General features: G+C 40.7%; 15 protein-coding genes and 1 tRNA gene. 15 read left to right on the top strand and 1 reads right to left on the bottom strand.

All coding sequences use genetic code 11. The features are described 5' to 3' along the window. Positions 1–78: 78 nt before the first annotated feature. From D0T56_RS01850 to D0T56_RS01780, 15 genes are all read left to right on the top strand, one after another. Positions 79–522: a thioesterase family protein gene (locus tag D0T56_RS01850; RefSeq protein ID WP_163318443.1), complete on the top strand. Its 444-nt coding sequence runs from the start codon at positions 79–81 to the stop codon at positions 520–522. Between the two features lie 17 nt (positions 523–539). Then, complete coding sequence (locus D0T56_RS01845; RefSeq protein ID WP_163318442.1) at positions 540–1,211, top strand: 2-C-methyl-D-erythritol 4-phosphate cytidylyltransferase; 672 nt, start codon at positions 540–542, stop codon at positions 1,209–1,211. Positions 1,212–1,569: 358 nt separating this feature from the next. Then, the gene (locus D0T56_RS01840; protein ID WP_163318441.1) at positions 1,570–3,519 is read left to right on the top strand and encodes an Ig-like domain-containing domain; all 1,950 of its coding nucleotides are present in this window, start codon (positions 1,570–1,572) and stop codon (positions 3,517–3,519) included. A 401-nt stretch (positions 3,520–3,920) separates the two neighbouring features. Beyond that, positions 3,921–4,724: a DUF3108 domain-containing protein gene (locus D0T56_RS01835; protein WP_163318440.1), complete on the top strand. Its 804-nt coding sequence runs from the start codon at positions 3,921–3,923 to the stop codon at positions 4,722–4,724. A gap of 161 nt (positions 4,725–4,885) precedes the next feature. Then, positions 4,886–5,836, top strand: a complete 951-nt coding sequence (locus D0T56_RS01830) for a type IX secretion system membrane protein PorP/SprF (RefSeq protein ID WP_163318439.1) — start codon at positions 4,886–4,888, stop codon at positions 5,834–5,836. Positions 5,837–5,914: 78 nt separating this feature from the next. Next, entirely contained in the window at positions 5,915–7,336 is a 1,422-nt protein-coding gene (locus D0T56_RS01825; protein WP_163318438.1) for an SUMF1/EgtB/PvdO family nonheme iron enzyme, read from the top strand. A gap of 30 nt (positions 7,337–7,366) precedes the next feature. Continuing rightward, positions 7,367–8,422 (top strand): gliding motility protein GldL, encoded by a 1,056-nt coding sequence (gene gldL, locus D0T56_RS01820; protein WP_163318437.1) that lies wholly within the window; start codon positions 7,367–7,369, stop codon positions 8,420–8,422. Between the two features lie 31 nt (positions 8,423–8,453). Beyond that, a complete protein-coding gene (gene gldM, locus D0T56_RS01815; protein ID WP_163318436.1) occupies positions 8,454–10,022 on the top strand; it encodes a gliding motility protein GldM in 1,569 nt (522 codons plus the stop codon). Positions 10,023–10,071: 49 nt separating this feature from the next. Then, positions 10,072–11,115, top strand: coding sequence for a gliding motility protein GldN (gldN, locus tag D0T56_RS01810; RefSeq protein WP_163318435.1), 1,044 nt, complete (start codon positions 10,072–10,074; stop codon positions 11,113–11,115). Between the two features lie 104 nt (positions 11,116–11,219). Then, positions 11,220–11,293: transfer RNA gene (locus tag D0T56_RS01805), tRNA-Ala, on the top strand. Positions 11,294–11,359: 66 nt separating this feature from the next. After that, complete coding sequence (locus D0T56_RS01800; protein WP_163318434.1) at positions 11,360–11,728, top strand: hypothetical protein; 369 nt, start codon at positions 11,360–11,362, stop codon at positions 11,726–11,728. Positions 11,729–11,820: 92 nt separating this feature from the next. Then, on the top strand, positions 11,821–12,381 hold the full coding sequence (locus tag D0T56_RS01795; RefSeq protein ID WP_163318433.1) for a hypothetical protein: 561 nt from the start codon (positions 11,821–11,823) through the stop codon (positions 12,379–12,381). A 510-nt stretch (positions 12,382–12,891) separates the two neighbouring features. Beyond that, positions 12,892–13,377 carry a hypothetical protein gene (locus tag D0T56_RS01790; RefSeq protein ID WP_163318432.1) on the top strand — a complete coding sequence of 162 codons (486 nt, stop codon included), beginning with the start codon at positions 12,892–12,894 and terminating at the stop codon, positions 13,375–13,377. A 133-nt stretch (positions 13,378–13,510) separates the two neighbouring features. Beyond that, the gene (uvrA, locus tag D0T56_RS01785; RefSeq protein ID WP_163318431.1) at positions 13,511–16,303 is read left to right on the top strand and encodes an excinuclease ABC subunit UvrA; all 2,793 of its coding nucleotides are present in this window, start codon (positions 13,511–13,513) and stop codon (positions 16,301–16,303) included. Positions 16,304–16,506: 203 nt separating this feature from the next. Continuing rightward, positions 16,507–17,571 (top strand): ROK family protein, encoded by a 1,065-nt coding sequence (locus D0T56_RS01780; protein WP_163318430.1) that lies wholly within the window; start codon positions 16,507–16,509, stop codon positions 17,569–17,571. Positions 17,572–17,612: 41 nt separating this feature from the next. Here the strand turns inward: D0T56_RS01780 and D0T56_RS01775 are convergent, their stop codons facing one another. Beyond that, entirely contained in the window at positions 17,613–18,521 is a 909-nt protein-coding gene (locus D0T56_RS01775) for an AraC family transcriptional regulator (protein WP_163318429.1), read from the bottom strand. Positions 18,522–18,809 lie beyond the last annotated feature (288 nt).

Here is an 18,809-nt window from a genome sequence, read left to right as displayed (position 1 = left end):
AATTTAAAACAATACTCAACGTAATCGACTAAAAAATAAGCCACATACAATATCATTCAATATAAACTTTATCAATTTATGGAAGAAGACGAAATAGTATACAACCATTCCTTGCCACTTCAAATACGCTTCAACGATATGGATCAATTTGGGCATGTCAACAACTCGGTTTATCTTAATTTTTATGATACAGCAAAAACCGATTACATCAGAACTGTCTGTCCCAATGTGAATTGGAAAGCAGATGCGATTGTAGTTGTACATATCGAAGTAACTTTCAAAGCTCAGATTTACAGTACGGACAACATAGCTGTGCAAACGGCAGTAACAGGTATCGGCACAAAGAGTTTTGACCTTACTCAGCGAATCATTGATATGGATACGAACGAAGAAAAATGTGTTGGCCGCTCCACTATGGTCGCTTACGATTTGATAGAACGGCAAACAAACCCTTTGAAAGACGAATGGGTAAAGGCTATTTGCGAATTTGAAGGTAAAGACCTGAGAAGAAAAAAGAACTAAAAAAAACAACTGTTCAAATGCCACAAACGAAGTCAGTTATAATAGTAGCAGGAGGAAAAGGGCTGCGCATGGGGCACGATCTGCCGAAACAGTTTATACCCATAGGAGGCAAACCTGTGCTAATGCGCACAATGGAAGCATTCTACAACTACGATTCCCAGGTCGATATCGTATTGGTTCTATCCCCCGACTATTATGACTATTGGCAAAAACTATGCGAGGAATATCAGTTCAGTATTCCCCATCAAATGACCCAAGGAGGCGAAACGCGCTATCATTCGGTAAAAAACGGTTTAAGTTTGGTAACGAGTGACGTTGTAGCCGTGCATGATGCTGCCCGTCCTTTCGTGTCGAACGATTTGATAGAACGGTGTTTCGAGAATATCGACTCACTGAAAGCCGTAGTCCCCGCAATAGAAGCCACAGACAGCCTGAGGGAGATGACAGATGGCACACACAGCAAAATTATAGACCGCAGCAAAATAAGGCTTGTGCAAACGCCACAGGTGTTCTCTGCAAATATATTGAAAGAAGCATATCGGCAAGAGTATACGTCGGTTTTCACGGATGATGCCTCCGTAGTAGAGTCCATTGGCATAGCTGTGCATTTGGTGAAAGGCGAAACTACGAATATCAAAATAACCACTCCTTTCGATCTGGAAGTTGCAAAACTGCTTTTAAAGGACTAATCAATACCCGTAGAGTATTAAAGGCTTTGGCGTTAACTTATTTATTATAAGATTTATACCCGTTTTGTCATTTTGAACGAAGTGAAAAATCTGTGTATATCAATCCAGATCCTTCGTTTTACTCAGGATGACAATGTAAATATGCATTATGTTTCAGTTAGTTATCTTTCATTTTCTAAATGCACTACGAGTTAATCAATAGTTTTTTCTATCCTCTTAAGTTATTTTAAAGGATGCAATCGGACCTTGTCTATAAAAAACATTGTATTTTTGTCGTTTAACATTGTGCAAGGTTAGCATAAATAACCCGTACCATGTATCTCGTCCACTTGTAACTAAAAGAATTTAATATAAACTCATGACCAGTCCGATCTCTAACCCAAACCTCAAGACCTTATTCTTTTTTGCTGTTTTCTGCATTATCACGGCTTGTGCTAGTATCGGCACTCCATCGGGAGGCGAATACGATCTTGATCCTCCCAAGGTGATGAAAAGCACACCGGGGTTTAATGAGATAAATGTGAAAACGAATAAGATAGAGATCGTTTTCGACGAATTGGTACAGTTGGAAAAACCGGAGGAGAAAGTTATTATAACACCTCCCCAGAAAACGTTGCCCGTTATTCAGGCCATAAGTAAAAAGGTGACGGTCGAGCTGAAGGATACTCTTGTGGCCAACACCACATACACAATCGACTTCACCGACGCCATAATGGACTACAACGAGAAAAACGCATTGGAGAATTTTTCCCTTTCTTTTTCAACGGGAAATCAGATAGACTCGCTCATTATCTCAGGTAAAGTTTTATCGGCAGACAATCTGGAACCCATGCCGGGAGTGTATGTAGGATTACATTCCAACCTTGCCGATTCGGCTTTCGTAACAGAGCCTTTTCTGCGTATATCACGCACCAATGAAAACGGTCTGTTTTCGATCAAAGGGATTGCCGAAGGCGAGTATCGCTTGTATGCCCTGAACGATATAAACCGGGACTACAAATACGATGACCCCGCCGAAGCAATTGCATTTTTCGACACCACCATCAAGCCATCGACCACAGAAGCCACAAGGGTAGACTCTATCTTCCTTGAAGATGGATTGACGTTAGATACTGTCATAACCAGTCAATATACACGGTTTTTGCCCGATGATATAATCCTCAGGTCTTTTACTTCGGACTTTAAGCGGCAATATCTGCTGAAACACGAAAGACCGAATGACAATGCCTTGAAAGTATATTTCGGTTCTCCAACACAAATGCCCAAATTGGAGCCTCTCAATTTCACGCCATCCTCTGCTGAATGGGCTTTATTGGAAAAGACTGTCGAAAACGACTCTCTGACCTATTGGATCGTCGACAAGTCGATAGCATCCATCGACACCCTGACTTTCGAAATGACATATCTGAAAACAGATTCTTTAAACCGGGCAGTAGAAGTGACTGATACTTGCAACTTTATCAACCGAAACAGAAAGCCTGAAAAAAAGGACGACAAGAAAAAGGATAAAGACGAACCTGTAAACTTTCTTAAAGTCGTTACCAATGCCACACAGTCACTTGAGGTATACGACAAACTATATTTCGAATTTGAAGAACCTTTACTCGATTTCTCGAAAGACAAACTCAAACTGCAAATACTTGTCGATACGCTTTATACGGATATGCCGTACGAAATAGAAACGGATTCTTTAAACCCTCGAAAATATATTCTCGATTTCAAAATAGAGCCGGGCAAGCAATACGCCATACAAGCCGATTCGGCGATATTCAACTCATACTATGGAAGATGGACAGACAAAATAGACAGCAAGTTTTCGGTAAGGAAACTTGATGAGTATGGCAGTCTCCAATTGTTTCTTTCCGGATTGGAGAAGGGACAGCATGCTTTCGTCGAAATTCTGGACTCATCCGATAAACCTTTTTGGAAAGAAACAGTCATAAATGATAAGGTTATGTTTTCTAACCTGAAACCGGGGAAATATTATGCACGCATTGTTCTCGACAGTAACAACAACGGTGTTTGGGATACCGGAGACTATGATGAACTAAAACAACCCGAAATGGTTTATTATTTCGATAAGTATGTAGAAATCAGGGCAAATTGGGAGTCGGAAGAAGATTGGGACATTACAGCCATATCTTTAGATAAGCAGAAGCCTCTGGATATAACAAAAAATAAACCCGTGAAAAAAGAAACAAAACGGGAACAGCTTGAAAAGCAAGATGAAAAAAACAATAAGAAAAGAAAACGGGACGAAGAACAACAGCGTCAACAAGAAAACCGCTCGAGAGGCGGTAGTTACTAATACCAATCAGTAGTTGGTTTTATTATAACAAAAAAAACGTTCTTTAATATTATACAAATCATTTCTTTGTTCTCTGGGGTTTGTAACCCCGGAGTTATTATTTTTCGGATATAAAATCCGGAGAGTAGCCAAGCATGGGATTGCAAATCCCATGCGACGAGGGGGCGTTTGTAGGGGCAGGGCTCTGCTCTGCCCGAAATGTTTGTCATGCTGAGCAACGCGAAGCATCTAAAAAAACAGATCCTTCACTCCGTTCAGAAACAGCGTTCGAGGAGCGAAGGCGACTCAATGACAGATCGAAAAACTTTGCGATCTTTATATCTTTGCGGTTTTCTTAATTTTTTAAAAAAATATTTTTCAAATACGGATTCGCATTACTAATTAAAATTCATTTTTACGCTATGATACAATCCATTAAAAAAATAGCTATTTCGCTCGGACTATTGTCAATATTTGCCATACCATCACTGGCACAATGCACATTGCCCAACAGTGCCTTTCAAGGCGGTGAATTTTTGCAATACGATTTGTATTTCAAATACGGATTGATAAATACCAAAGCGGGCAACGCTTCGCTGAGAACCACCAGCACCACCTACAACGGGCAATCGGCATACAGGATAGATATGCTGACAAAATCGACAGGTGTTGTAGACGCTGCGTTTTCGGTCGACGATACGCTCAAGGCTTTTGTCAATACAGGATTGGCTCCATTGGCATTCTTCAAGTATGCACATGAAGATGGCGATTATAACGTTGAAAGAATAAACTACACTTATGCTAACAACGCTGTCAGCATATCCACTACCCGTACAAAAAACGGCAAACATAGATATACGGAAACAATCAACACCAATCAATGCACATACGACTTTGTAAGTGTGGTTTCCTTTGCCCGTGCTTTGAACTATCCGGCAATGAAAAACGGCAACAGAACACGCATCAGCTTCATATCCGGCAAAAAACGGCAAAATATGGATATCGTGCTTCAGGGCACAGAAACCATAAAGGCAAACGATGGCAAAAAATACAGTTGCTACAAGCTATCGCTTGTCACGAGCGACGATGCTTTCCAGAACAAGAAAGAAGCCATGAAGATATACCTTTCGGCCGATAGCAACCGTATTCCTATCAGAATAGAAAGCAGTTTGAAAATCGGTTCGATGAGAGTTATACTGAAAAGATCTCAAGGACTTAAAAATTAAATCGAAATAAAAACAAACAAAGGCAAAACCGATCAGGACATCAGGTTTTCTCAAATTTCCAACTGTCTGCACAATATATCTTGCTATTTCAAGTTAATAATTAATAATTTAATGCTAATTTTACCGTCTGATTGACTTTTAAGCAATATACGATATACTTGATGCAGTTAAGAACCCTTATCCTCCTTTTCTCTGTTTGCATGTGCTTTGCCGAAGTGCATGCGCAATGGGATACACAAATAAGCCAGTATTGGAGGATAAAAACTTACTATAACCCATCCTTTGCAGGAGAAATAGACAGTTTGCATGTGGGAGGACTACATCGCCAACAATGGGTTGGTATAGACAATGCACCTAAAGCAACGATCATATCCGCAGATATGCCCTTCAACTTCTTAGATCGGAAACACGGAGTTGGGGCGTTGGTTGTTACCGAATCGAAGGGACTTTTCAAGAATACTACAATGTCAGGGCAATACGTCTATAAAAAGAAATTCAAGAAAAACCTGTTGAATGTGGGTATACAACTGGGTATCGCAAATATATCGTTCGATGCGGCAGGGATAGAAATACCCGATAGCAACGATCACGACAAGGGCGACGAAGGCATTCCGGGAAGCGACGCAGACAACTCGTCGGCGTTCGACATGGGACTGGGAGTTTCGTGGATAGCACCCAACTACTATGTGGGATTTTCGGCAACACACGTAATGGAACCAAACATAACACTAGACAAAACCCGTTCGGCATACATTCCACGAACATTTTATTTGACAGGTGGATACAATATAAAACTGAGGAATCCGTTAATAGAATTACAACCGTCATTTCTGGTAAAGTCAGATTTGGTGGCTACACAAATAGACGTCACCGCACGGGCAGTATATAACAAGATGTTTAATGGAGGAATATCTTGGCGGAAAGACGATGGTTTTATATTTTTGCTTGGTGTTACGTTCCGAAACTTTGATGTTGGCTATGCTTACGACCTGAGCACATCGGCAATATCAACAGTGAGTAAAGGTACACACGAGTTTTTTGTGCGTTATGCCATGCCCCTGAATTTGGATAAGCCAAAGAAAAACAGGCGCAAAAGCGTGCGGGTTTTGTAATACTTGAGAATAAAAAAAAAGAGAATAAATATATAATAAAAAGAAGAGAGCACGTCTCTCATGCTTAGAAATTAGAATATGAAAAAAATATTTATTGCAATATTCGGGTCTGTTATCCTGCTTTCTTCGTGTGGTAGACCATCAGGAAGCACCACCGGTGGCGAATTGATGGGAATGGGTGGAAGCGGATGGGCAGAACCAAGTCCTTACGGAATGGTACTTGTATCGCGCGGCTCTTATGCAATGGGACCTTCGGAGGTCGACTCCTTGTGGGGAATAGAAGCCAATGCAAAAGGAGTTTCCGTTGACGCTTTCTGGATGGACGACACGGAAATTACAAATTCTGAATATCGTCAATTCGTATATTGGGTACGTGACTCCATCATCCGCGAACGCTTGGCCGATCCGAACTATGGTAACGATGAGACATTCAAAATAACGGAAGACCGCTATGGCGAACCCATAAAGCCTTATCTCAACTGGCGAAAAGCAATTCCGTGGAAACGTGCCACAGAAGACGAAGAACGTGCCATAAACAGTACCATGTTCACAAACCCCATTACGGGCGAGGTTGGCGTAGACCATGCTCAGATGAACTTCAAATACGAATGGTTCGATCACACCGAGGCTGCCAAAAGAAGAAACAGGCTGAACCCCAACGAGCGCATACTGAACACAGATATTGTTATCGACCCCAACGCCATAGTAATGATATCGAAAGATACAGCCTACTACACCGAAGAGGGGGCGATCGTGAACCAGACAATCACCCGTCCACTGAGTTCATTATATGATTTTCTGAATACAAAAATCATCAACGTATATCCGGATACCACAGTCTGGGTGAACGACTTTAACAATTCGTACAATGAGCCTTACATGAGATTGTATTTCTCACATCCGGGATATAACGACTATCCGGTAGTGGGTGTAACATGGGAACAGGCAACAGCATTTTCGGAATGGAGAACAATGTTCTATCGTATGGGCATGGGACCAAATTCGAGAGACATAGAACCATACCGCCTGCCAACGGAAGGAGAATGGGAATATGCCGCCCGTAACGGAAAAACAGAGAACAAATATCCGTGGGACTCAAACTCGACAACACAAAACGATTGTTTCATGGCTAACTTTAAACCGGGTGAAGGAAACTACACCAAAGACGGAAACCTTGTTACGGCAAGGGTTGCCAGCTATTCGCCCAACCGGTTTGGATTGTATGACATGGCAGGTAACGTAGCCGAATGGACTTCAACAACATACACAGAGGCAGGAGCGCTGAACATGGACGACCTCAACCCGCAATATAGCTACAATGCAGCTAAAGAAGACCCCTATTCTATCAAGAAAAAAGTAGTGAAAGGCGGTTCGTGGAAAGATGTCGGCACATTCATCCGGGGCGATATGCGTGATTCGGAGTTTCAGAATCAACCACGCTCTTACATCGGATTCAGGTGTGTGAGATCACAAATCGGATTTTCAAAAGCAAAAAAATAAGAAAAACAGAATATAGAAAAGCTTACAATTATGGGCAAAAAATATAGAAGATATAAAAACTCGTTCGAAAAATTCATGGCGAGTGAAAAAGGAAAACGCTACTTCAACTTTTTCTATAGCTGGGGTGCGTCTATCGTTATCATTGGTGCTCTTTTCAAAATCAACCACTGGAAATACGGAACAGAGATTCTGGTTGTGGGTATGGTTGTGGAAGCCATTATTTTCTTTATCTCGGCGTTCGACCTTCCTGCCCGTGAATACAAGTGGGATCGCATATTTCCGGGATTGAACAAGAAAAAAGAGGGCGAAGAACCTTTGACTGAAGAAGAACGGGAGATAGAAGCTGCAATTGCTGCTGCCGGCGAAGAACGCACAGGCCCTGCAATTATGCATACATCAAAACCCTCGTCGCGTGGAGGTGCCGCCAACGCCGGAGGCGGATCAACCACAATCATTGTTGGGGGTTCAGGTTCGGGAAGCACAGGCGCAAGCAGTGGTGCTGAAAGCACAGTATCCGAAGGAGGTTCTGCAACTGGTGGAAGCATTAATCTGGGAGGTCCTATCGACCCGACAGAAGCAGCAGAAGTGATGGAAGCATCCGAAAAATATGCGGATCAGTTGAACAAAATGACTGCAAATATGGAAAAATTTGCAGAAGTGACCGAATCACTGACCAAGGTATCGGATACATTGCTCAATTCATTTAAGACCGTAACCGACAATCCCGATAGCATCGGCATAAATACACAGGCTTACGTAGACCAAATGCAAAACCTGAACCGTAATATTGCAGGATTGAACACGATATACGAAATTCAGTTGAAAGGCGTAAGCGGACAGATAAGCACTATCGAGCAGATAAATGCAGGTCTGGACAGAATCAAGAATCTGTATGCAGGTTCACTTGTCGACAGTTCGATATTCAAGAATGAGACAGAAAAAATGGCTGTACAACTTGCCGAACTGAACCGAGTATATGCCCGTATGCTTCAAGCCATGACCACCAACATGAACATGGGCATGGGAGGCGGATTTAACAATCCGGGCAATATACCTCCACAAGAAAGCAATACTGAAAATAAGTAAGAAAGAATAGGCTATAACCAAACATAAATAAATGGCAGCAAACTCTCCAAATTCACCAAGACAGAAGATGATAAATCTGATGTATCTGATTTTCATCGCTATGATGGCACTCAACGTTTCGTCGGAAGTGCTTGAAGGCTTTGAATTGGTGGAAAACGGACTTCAACAAACTATATCCAGCACCGAGAACCAAAACAACCTGATTCTCGGAAAACTGGAAGAATCGTACCAGCAAAACCCCGTAAAGGCTATGATGTGGTATAATTCGGCAAATCAATTCGCTAAAGAATCGGATTCGCTTTTCAGCCGCATTCAAGACCTGAAAGAAAAAATAGTAAAATATGCTGACGGTGTGGACGGGGATGTCCGCAATATAGACAACAAAGAAAGCGTTGATGCAGCTTATCAGATCATGTTGAGCAAAGATCAACGTGGAACAAAACTGAAAGAAGCATTAATTACATATCGGGAAAATGCGGGAAAACTCGTAAGCGACTCGAAACTAAGAACATCTATAATAGAAAGACTAAACACGGAACCATCCAAGAAAGCGAAGGAAAACAACATGAACTGGGAACAGTCTATGTTCGACCAGATGCCAACGGCAGCAGCCATAACGCTTCTCACACGCATTCAGAGTGATATCCGTGCCGTACAAGGTGAAGTATTAAATGACCTGTGGTCAAACATCGGAGGAGACGATTATCGTGTTAATAGCCTGACTGCTGCAGTTATACCCAGATCAATGATCGTGATGCAAGGTAGCAGCTACGAAGGAGAAATCCTTCTTGCGGCAGTTGATACGACAAAACGTCCTAAGATATATATTGGAAATACGATACTTCCCGAATCCAATCAAGGAAAATTTCAGATCGGAGCAGGGGCGGCAGGAACAAATAAAACATTCGCAGGGCACATAGAGTGGGAAAGAGCAGGGAAAGATCCTTTGAAAATTCCGTTTAGTTCTACCTATTCCGTTATTGAGCCAATGGCAACAGTTGCATCCATGCGTATGAATGTACTCTATGCGGGAATAAACAACGAACTGAGTATCTCCGTTCCGGGTGTTACGAGCGATAAGATACAAGCATCCGTAGCAAATGGAAACGGAACAGTGACAGCAACAAACAAATCATGGAACGCACGTCCGTCGAAAGTAGGGCAAGACATGATTGTTTCCGTAACTGCCGAAATGAATGGCAAACGTATGGAGGTAGCCAAACATACATTCAAGGTTCGAGCGTTGCCCGACCCTACTCCATATATAGAATATGCAGACAAGGACGGAAACCCTAAAATGTTTAAGGGAGGACGAATAAACAAAGCCGATGTGCTTTCCGTTCCCGGAATAAAAGCGGGAGTGGATGACGGTATACTGAATATACCATTCACAGTAACAGGCTTCACCATCGTATTTTTTGATAATATGGGAAATGGTATACGTGAGGTTTCGGACGGGGCAAACTTCTCGGATCGTCAGAAAGAACAGATCAGGCGTTTGCAGCGAGGCAGGTCGTTCTTTATCTCGGATGTGAAGGCAATCGGTCCGGACGGAATTCAGCGTAACGATGTTGCGGCAATAGAGGTCAGAGTAAACTAAAAAGAAACAATATATATTCTTATCAAAAAGAATTTAATATAAGAGCACAATGAAAAGATTATTTTCGATAGCATTGATCACATTTTGCGGATTTGCTTTCACTGCAAGCCTATCTTCACAGGAATCTGTGAGAGACAGGATAAACAGGAGGCAAGCGCAACAACAAGATAAGTCGATCCCTCAGTTGACGGTCAGAGCCGAGAACATGAACGCCGACCAGAAACAAGAGATTGGCGACGCTCCGTGGCTGCGCGAGATATACCGCTATGTGGATATGAATAAGGAGAAAAACGCAGCGTTATATTTCCCCGAAATGCCCATAGGCGACAGGATGAACCTCTTCACTATGGCATTCAAGCTCTTGGCTAACGGAGAAATAGAGGCGTTTGAATATCTCCCCGACGGACGGGAAGTCTTCACCGAAGCATACAAACTGAAGATGAAAGACTTTCTTGACAATCAAGGCATCTTGTATAAAGAAGAAAACGGAAAATTCGTTGTAGAAGATTTTGACATTCCAAGCAATGAGGTTTTGGGATATTATGTGAAAGAAGCATGGTATTTTGATAAATCGAGTTCGGTTGTAGACACCAAAATACTAGCTATTTGCCCTATATTGTTCCGTCAGGACGACTTTGGGGTAGACACCACACGTTACCCTCTGTTTTGGCTCCCATACGAGAATATACGCCCTTATGCGCAACGTATGCCAATCATGACATCGAACCTTAACAATGCACAGAATCAAACGATAGACGACTATTTCCGCAAACGCAGCTACGACGGTGAAATATACAAAACCACCAACATGCGTAATCAAACACTTGCTCAGTATTGCCCAACAGATTCGTTAATGAAAAGAGAGCAACGCAAGATTGAAAACCAGCTTGTCGACTTCAATAAAAAACTGTGGGCTGTGAATGACACTGTACCTCAGCTTGCCGATGCAAAAACGGTGAAAAAAGCAGAAAAAAAAGAAAGTACCTCCACCAGTGCAAAACGTGGAGAAAAAAAGAAGGAAAGCACACCGAAAGCTGAAAAGGCTAAAAGTTCCAGTGCTCCTGCCAAAAGTATGAGAAACAGAAGGCGATAACTCAAAAAAGTTCGCAAAATATAGAATAAGGCAATCTGGACGAAAAGATTGCCTTTATTTTTTAAAATATATCAAGATTATATTTTATCTTTGTCGAAAATAACGGGGCACTAGCTCATCTGGCTAGAGCGCAACACTGGCAGTGTTGAGGTGAGCGGTTCGAGTCCGCTGTGCTCCACAGATAAAAACTTACATTGAAAAAATGTAAGTTTTTTTAATAACATAAAACTTAACTTCTTATATTATGAAAAAACTACTAACTACAATTTTATTTTCTATTTTCTTCATTTCGGTTTTTGCTCAAAACGGAGACAGTTATGTTTACTGCGAATTAGTGGGCACAGGTAAATTTCTGAGTTCTAAAGTGAATGTTCAAGTAGACTATGGACAAGAAACAAGTTATTGGAAAGGTGTAGCCTATCTTAAAGATGAAAATGGGAAAAATAAATCTTTCAATTCGATGGTCGATGCAATGAACTTTATGGGAAAACAAGGATGGGAATTTGTTCAGGCATATGTTGTAACCACCAACAACCAAAATGTTTACCATTGGTTATTGAAAAAATCTATTTCTGAGAATGATTTAGATAAAGTTACTGAAGACGAAAAATAGAAACTAAAATATTCAAATAGCTTTAATAAATCCTCAGATAGAAATATCTGGGGATTTTTAATTATTATTGTAGAGTATTTTAATATGACAATATGAAAGCAATCTATTACTTCTCTATAGCCATAACAATCATCCTTTCAGGAATGAGCTGTTCTTCAAGCAGAACAAGTTATATTGTTTCGTGTGAATATGATAAATCCAAGAATGTCACATATTATAGCAAATTCCCCCTTGGTTCTGTATATATACCTGGAGAATGGCAACAAACGACATATAATTCGACAAGTAAACAACAATATTTCATTAATAAAGATAGTGTGATAATAGCAATAGCTATTGTTCCCAGTAATGGGTTTGAGTTTAATCAGGATAATTCAAAAAAAGGATTTGAATTCACAAAATCATTTTATGAATGGGATTCTGAATACCTTTCTAAAACTCATGGTTTACAGGTGAACATTGAAGAAGAAGACCCTGTTAAAAACTATATCATATGGACTATTCAAGGAAATGTGGATAATAATCCAATCCAATGTTGTTTTTTGTTTGGAGAATCTAATAATGTTGCAAAGAACTATTCTGTTCAAGTAGCAAAAGGATGGGATGGAGAACAAATTGTTTCTTTTTTGAGAAGTTTATATTTAAATAATTGATTCTTTGATAAAGCTAACAATTTTCTCATAATCCTCACAAAAAGAGTTCGAGACTTTGGTGCTGTGCTCCACGAATATTAGAATCCTCGAACAGAACTGTTTGGGGAGTTTCTCATTATTTCTGCAAACCTACAATGAGGTTTATCCGGCTAAGTAAATTACACCTGCAGTTGTTGTTATTACTATTAGGATTTGCGGCTATTATTGGAATGTTTTTTCATATTATTTAGGCTCACTGATAAGATGAGCAAAGAAAAAACTCATGCCCTAAAGTGGTTCTGAAGATGTATCACTGGAAGATTCTGAATAGGTGGGAATACCAGATACTTCGTCATTGTCGCACAAATATTATTGTAGGAACTGCGGTAATACGTTTTTTTTCGATATAATACCTCATCCTTTATTAAGTACAATACTCAATGACAGAGATTGATGTTTCATTATTTAATATATATTCATATATTTGCTGCGTTTTTAAGAATAAGTAAGAAAAAAACTAAAGTAGCTACTATGAAAAAAATCGTACTAATGATGGTTTGTATGCCATTATTGTTCACAAACTGCGCAAGCATGTTCACTAAATCTACTTATCCCGTAGCAATTAATTCTACTCCAGCAGACGCAAATCTTGTCATCACAGACAAAAAAGGAAATGAAGTGTTTGTTGGCAAGACTCCTTCAATTGTGAAGTTGAAATCAAGTTCAGGATTCTTTTCAAAAGCGGAATATCAAGTCAAAATCAGTATGGATGGCTATGCAGACAGACTCATTACCATCAACTCCAGCATTGAAGGTTGGTATTTTGCAAATATTCTTTTCGGCGGATTAATCGGGATGTTGATCGTAGACCCTGCAACAGGTGCTATGTGGACACTCGACACTGAAACCATAAATGCAACGCTGAATCCTGAAAACGGATCGGATGTATCTCTGATTATAAAAGATATTAACGAAATACCCCAAAACGAAAGGGGAAATCTTGTGAGATTGAACTAGAAGCATTGCGCAAACTTATTGGCACTGAGGTTAAGCTTTTTTAGCTTAGCCTCATGTTGTCTATATGAAGTCTTTTTGACACTAAATTCGTATCTTTACAGGTTCAAGAAAAAATACTTTACCGGATTATCGCATGTCAACAGAAAAAAATATACAGATAAAAGGAGCAAGGGTAAACAACCTGAAAAATATTGATGTGAACATTCCACGCAACAAGTTTGTGGTGATCACAGGACTATCCGGTTCCGGAAAATCTTCACTTGCTTTCGACACTCTTTATGCGGAGGGACAACGACGCTATGTGGAAAGCCTTTCGTCTTATGCACGCCAGTTTCTTGGCAGGATGAACAAACCCGAAGTGGATTACATAAAAGGTATTCCGCCGGCCATTGCCATCGAACAGAAAGTGAGTTCACGCAATCCACGTTCCACCGTCGGAACATCTACCGAAATATACGAATATCTGCGATTGTTGTTCTCCCGTGTCGGGAAAACAATATCTCCCGTGTCGGGCGAAATTGTAAAAAAACATCAGGTGGCAGATATCGTAAATGATATGCTTTCCTTCCCCGAATCGACCCGGTTGGCTATCCTCACAAAGATAATTTTGAGGGAAAATAGGTCGTACAAGGAGCAACTGGACGTTTTGTTCAAAGAAGGTTTCTCACGAGTAGAGGTGAATGGCGAGTTTGAACGAATAGATGATCTATTATCTTCTGAATCAATAAGTAAGATGGGCGACGATAATACATTTCTGCTCATAGACCGACTGGTATGTATGCAGGATAATGCCAACATAAGCCGTTTTTCGCAGTCAATTGAGACTGCATTTTTCGAAGGAGAGGGAGAGTGTATGGTTCGATTCTATACTCCCGATGAAACTATAACAAAAGAGTACTCTAAAAAGTTCGAAGCCGACGGAATTCAGTTCGATGAACCGACGGATTTAATGTTCAGTTTCAACAGTCCGATTGGTGCATGCCCCAAATGTGAAGGCTTTGGAAAAGTTATCGGAATAGACGAAAATCTGGTAGTGCCTAACAAATCTTTGTCATTATACGAAGATGCTATAATCTGCTGGAAAGGCGAAAAAATGAGCGAATGGAAGAAAGAGTTTATCAGGTCGTCCATGGAATATAATTTCCCTGTTCACAGATCCTACTTCGAACTGACAGATTCGGAGAAAGACTTGTTGTGGAGAGGTGCTCCGGGAGTACTCGGACTCGATGATTTTTTCAGGATGCTTGAAGAAAACCAATACAAGATACAATACCGAGTGATGCTTGCCCGATACCGGGGCAAAACAACCTGTCCCGAATGTAAAGGCTCAAGGCTGAAGCCTCAGGCATTGTACGTAAAGGTCGGGGACAGAACAATAGCAGATTTGGTAAATATACCGATCTCGGAATTGAAAATATTTTTCGATCAGCTGGATTTGGACGAAACCGATGCCGCAGTGGCAAAACGCCTGCTGACCGAGATAAACAACCGCATACAGTTTCTTATCAATGTCGGATTGGGTTATCTTACACTGAATAGGCTGTCTAATTCATTGTCGGGAGGTGAAAGTCAACGGATAAATCTTGCCACATCTCTGGGTAGTAGTTTGGTAGGCTCTCTTTATATACTTGATGAGCCGAGCATCGGACTGCACTCGAGAGATACAGACTTGTTAATCAAGGTTCTAAAACAACTGCAAGACTTGGGCAACACAGTGATTGTTGTGGAACATGATGAGGAAATAATCCGAGCGGCAGACTATATCATCGACATAGGGCCACAGGCCGGGCGGTTGGGCGGTGAGGTTGTTTATCAAGGCAACTTATCCGGTCTGGAAAAGAACACTGCCAGCTATACAGTTCGCTATCTGAATGGTGAGGAGCACATCGAAGTGCCAAAACAGCGCAGAAAATGGAACAACTACATAGCGGTGGAGGGCGCAAGGCAAAACAACCTGAAAAACGTGAATGTACGTTTTCCATTGAATGTTATGACTGTGGTGACAGGGGTCAGCGGATCGGGAAAATCTTCTCTTGTGACCGACGTTCTCAACAATGCCTTGAAAAAATATTATAAAGAATCGGGAGATTCAAACATCGAGTATAACAAGTTGTCGGGAGATTTGAAGCTCGTCTCCAATGTGGAAATGGTAGACCAGAACCCGATAGGCAAATCGTCACGATCCAACCCTGTAACATACATCAAGGCTTATGACGAGATAAGAAAACTGTTTGCAGATCAGGCGTTATCAAAACAAATGCACTTTACTCCTGCCTATTTCTCATTCAATGTAGAAGGAGGGCGGTGCGAAGAATGTAAGGGCGACGGGCGGATTACAGTTGAAATGCAGTTCATGGCCGACATTACTTTGGAGTGTGAGGCTTGTAAAGGAAAACGCTTCAAACAAGACATACTGGATGTTGAATACAGAGGAAAAAACATCCACGACATTCTGGAAATGACGATAGATCAGGCAATCGACTTCTTTGCCAAGGAGAAAGGCAGTGTCGAGAAAAAAATTCTGAAACGCATCAGCACTTTGCAGGAAGTAGGGCTTGGCTACGTGAAACTGGGGCAATCGTCTTCAACTCTTTCGGGCGGTGAAAACCAACGCCTCAAACTTGCTTATTTTCTGGGTGAAGAAAAGGCAGAGCCTACCATCTTCATTTTCGATGAACCGACAACAGGTTTGCACTTTCACGATATAAAAACCTTGCTAAAAGCATTCAACGCTTTGATAGACAGAGGACATACTGTCATAATCATCGAGCACAACATGGATGTAATAAAATGCGCCGACCATATTATAGATATAGGTCCCGAAGGAGGAAAAGGTGGGGGCGAAGTGGTTGCCGAGGGCACACCGGAAGATATTGCAAAGAACGCAAGGTCGTATACAGGAAAATTCCTTAAGGAAAAACTATAAGGCAGATCAGGCTGAAAAACACGCTAAAGTTACGATGTCAGGGTGTTTTCGGCATAGGTCGTAATTTGGAAATAAAGTTGTTAATTCCTCTTCATTTTTAGGTATTTCTGCAATATTTTTCGATTATATTACTTAGTTTTATAGTTAAATTCGGAAAAAATCGGAACAAATATATTTTTTTCACCCTTTAAAACTAACTAATCATGAGAGATCTTGCCGTAGGAATTGACATTGGCGGAGGCAGCACAACTGTCGGCATTGTAAACCGGACAAATGGAAAAGTTGTCCATTCAAATTGTAATGATCCCGAGTTAAGCCTGATTACTACGGATTATGCTACTCCGAAAAGCTATACAGATGCCCTTTGCAGAGTTATTAATGCATTGATAGACAAGGCAGGAGGAATAAACCAGATAGAAGGCATTGGAATTGGCGCTCCCAATGGTTCTTACCTGACGGGCAAGATAACAAATCCCCCCAATCTTCCTTGGAAGGAATTTGATATTGTGAAAATGGTAGAAGAACGCATCGCTCTGCAAGTTTACCTAGACAACGACGCCAACTGTGCCGCACTTGGCGAATGGCTATATGGCGGAGCCAAAGGGAAAGATGTAGACGGGAGTTGCAAAGATAAAAGAATGCAGCATTTTGTTATGATAACCCTAGGCACAGGGTTGGGTAGCGGAATTGTTTCGGAAGGAAAACTGCTGCGTGGCAAACATGGCTTTGCAGGCGAACTTGGTCACGTAATAGTAAGGCGAAACGAGGGGCGCAAATGCGGATGCGGGAGATACGGTTGTGTAGAAACATATTGTTCTGCAAAAGGACTTGCACGTACAGCCATCGAATTTCTGGATGTAAGTAAAAAAGATGAAGACAATCCGAGCAAATTCAGGGAATACTATCTGGAACGAAAGGCTAAAGGTTTAGGAGATAAGAATAAAGAAGACATGTTGATTACATCGAAAGATGTATGCGATTTTGCAAAAGAAGGAGATCCGACAGCAAAAGAGATATTCGAATATACAGGCAAGATATTGGGTGATGCCCTTGCCGATTTTGTGGCATTCAGCGACCCTGAAAAGATTTTCATATTTGGAGGTTTGGCTAATGCCGGAGAGTTCATTTTAGAGCCTGCCATCAGATATATGAACCAGTCTCTTTTAAGCATCTATAAAGGAAACGTTGAAGTGGAAATCTCTCAGCTGAACAGCAATTCTCTTGCTGCCGTATTGGGAGCCAGCGCTTTACTTTGGGAGGGTAAATAGATTTTTTCGATTGTAAATCGGGTATAATGAAAACTTTTTTCCTATCTTTGCATGGTAAATGCTTTGAAAAAAGAAACATCTGTCACTTTAAGGGTGACAGATGTTTCTTTTTTTGCACTTGGCGTATCTCGCCTTTTGTTTCTGATTTGTCTGGGCGAACCGCCCAACACTTTATAGCAAAATTCATTGAAATGAGACAAGGTGCAGAACTTATTATCCGATGATATTTGTTTCAGGCTTTTGTTCGTATGATACAATTCATAATAAACAGTATTCGCCCGTTTGTTCCTGAGCCACAAGTAGGCCGACACGCCAAAAACCTTGCGGAAACGCTTGTTAAACCCCGAATAACTATAATTCATTTTCTCGGCCAACTGCCTCACATTCCTGATATTCTGAGAAAGACGATGCACCTGTTGAGAAAAATTCAGGTCGTTGGTCAGGAACATACTAAAAAGCCTGACAAAGTCTTTTTCTTTATAAAAAGCCTTAATGATGCAGACTAGTTCTTTTGCTTTAATCTCAAGCAAGCATCTGTCATTCACACTGTTATTCCGATACACTAAAAGAGATTGTATATAACCCGAAACACCCTCATTGATATTTAAAATGGGAATAATATATTCGTTTCCCTGGTCTTCACATTCCTCAGGTTTATCAAAATACTGCTTGCCGAACAGATAATTTTCTTCACAAATATCTACAAAGATGATCGAAGATTTTTCTAAAGTACTCATAGAGAGTACACCTCCTGAGGGTAAAAAGAAAAGTTTTCCCGAAGAAACATTCTTTTCCCCGTACATCGGGATTGAAAAATTTAATCGCCCTTCCGTCAGCAATACAATTCCACTTTCACTTTGTTCGACCGTACATTTCTCATCCTTTTTAAGGTTCAAAAACCGTATTGGCAGTTTTCGATCGTCTAATTCAAATTTTTCATAATCCATCATTTTTGTTGTTTAAGTATTTGTATTTCTGCATGTTTAACTAATGTTTGTGTGATATTTAATTTTTCACAATTCCAGAAAACATATAACGATCTGTTTATTAATTGTTTACTGAGCCAAAAATCGACTCGCCTGTTTCATGTTACACAACTGTTTGACAAAAAGCATAATCTCTTCTTATCCATATTTCATAAATCACTCATAATCAACTATGTAAACACTTCAATATTAAGGCTCTGTCACCCTTAAAGTGACGGATATGTAAAGCGTTAATATTCAAACAAATAATAA

It is taken from the genome of Dysgonomonas sp. 520, from assembly GCF_010501095.1.
Lineage (GTDB): Bacteria > Bacteroidota > Bacteroidia > Bacteroidales > Dysgonomonadaceae > QVMP01.
The sequence above is the reverse complement of the archived record's forward strand: the minus strand, read 5'-3'. Positions and strand labels throughout refer to the sequence as shown.

Bases quoted from the DNA above. Each gene is read 5' to 3' on its own strand.
- gldN (WP_163318435.1), top strand. From the start codon at position 10,072: ATGAAAAGATTATTTTCGATAGCATTGATCACATTTTGCGGATTTGCT.
- uvrA (WP_163318431.1), top strand. From the start codon at position 13,511: ATGTCAACAGAAAAAAATATACAGATAAAAGGAGCAAGGGTAAACAAC.
- gldL (WP_163318437.1), top strand. From the start codon at position 7,367: ATGGGCAAAAAATATAGAAGATATAAAAACTCGTTCGAAAAATTCATG.
- D0T56_RS01800 (WP_163318434.1), top strand. From the start codon at position 11,360: ATGAAAAAACTACTAACTACAATTTTATTTTCTATTTTCTTCATTTCG.
- D0T56_RS01775 (WP_163318429.1), bottom strand. From the start codon at position 18,521: ATGATGGATTATGAAAAATTTGAATTAGACGATCGAAAACTGCCAATA.
- D0T56_RS01825 (WP_163318438.1), top strand. From the start codon at position 5,915: ATGAAAAAAATATTTATTGCAATATTCGGGTCTGTTATCCTGCTTTCT.
- D0T56_RS01795 (WP_163318433.1), top strand. From the start codon at position 11,821: ATGAAAGCAATCTATTACTTCTCTATAGCCATAACAATCATCCTTTCA.
- D0T56_RS01835 (WP_163318440.1), top strand. From the start codon at position 3,921: ATGATACAATCCATTAAAAAAATAGCTATTTCGCTCGGACTATTGTCA.
- D0T56_RS01830 (WP_163318439.1), top strand. From the start codon at position 4,886: ATGCAGTTAAGAACCCTTATCCTCCTTTTCTCTGTTTGCATGTGCTTT.
- D0T56_RS01790 (WP_163318432.1), top strand. From the start codon at position 12,892: ATGAAAAAAATCGTACTAATGATGGTTTGTATGCCATTATTGTTCACA.
- D0T56_RS01845 (WP_163318442.1), top strand. From the start codon at position 540: ATGCCACAAACGAAGTCAGTTATAATAGTAGCAGGAGGAAAAGGGCTG.
- D0T56_RS01850 (WP_163318443.1), top strand. From the start codon at position 79: ATGGAAGAAGACGAAATAGTATACAACCATTCCTTGCCACTTCAAATA.
- gldM (WP_163318436.1), top strand. From the start codon at position 8,454: ATGGCAGCAAACTCTCCAAATTCACCAAGACAGAAGATGATAAATCTG.
- D0T56_RS01840 (WP_163318441.1), top strand. From the start codon at position 1,570: ATGACCAGTCCGATCTCTAACCCAAACCTCAAGACCTTATTCTTTTTT.
- D0T56_RS01780 (WP_163318430.1), top strand. From the start codon at position 16,507: ATGAGAGATCTTGCCGTAGGAATTGACATTGGCGGAGGCAGCACAACT.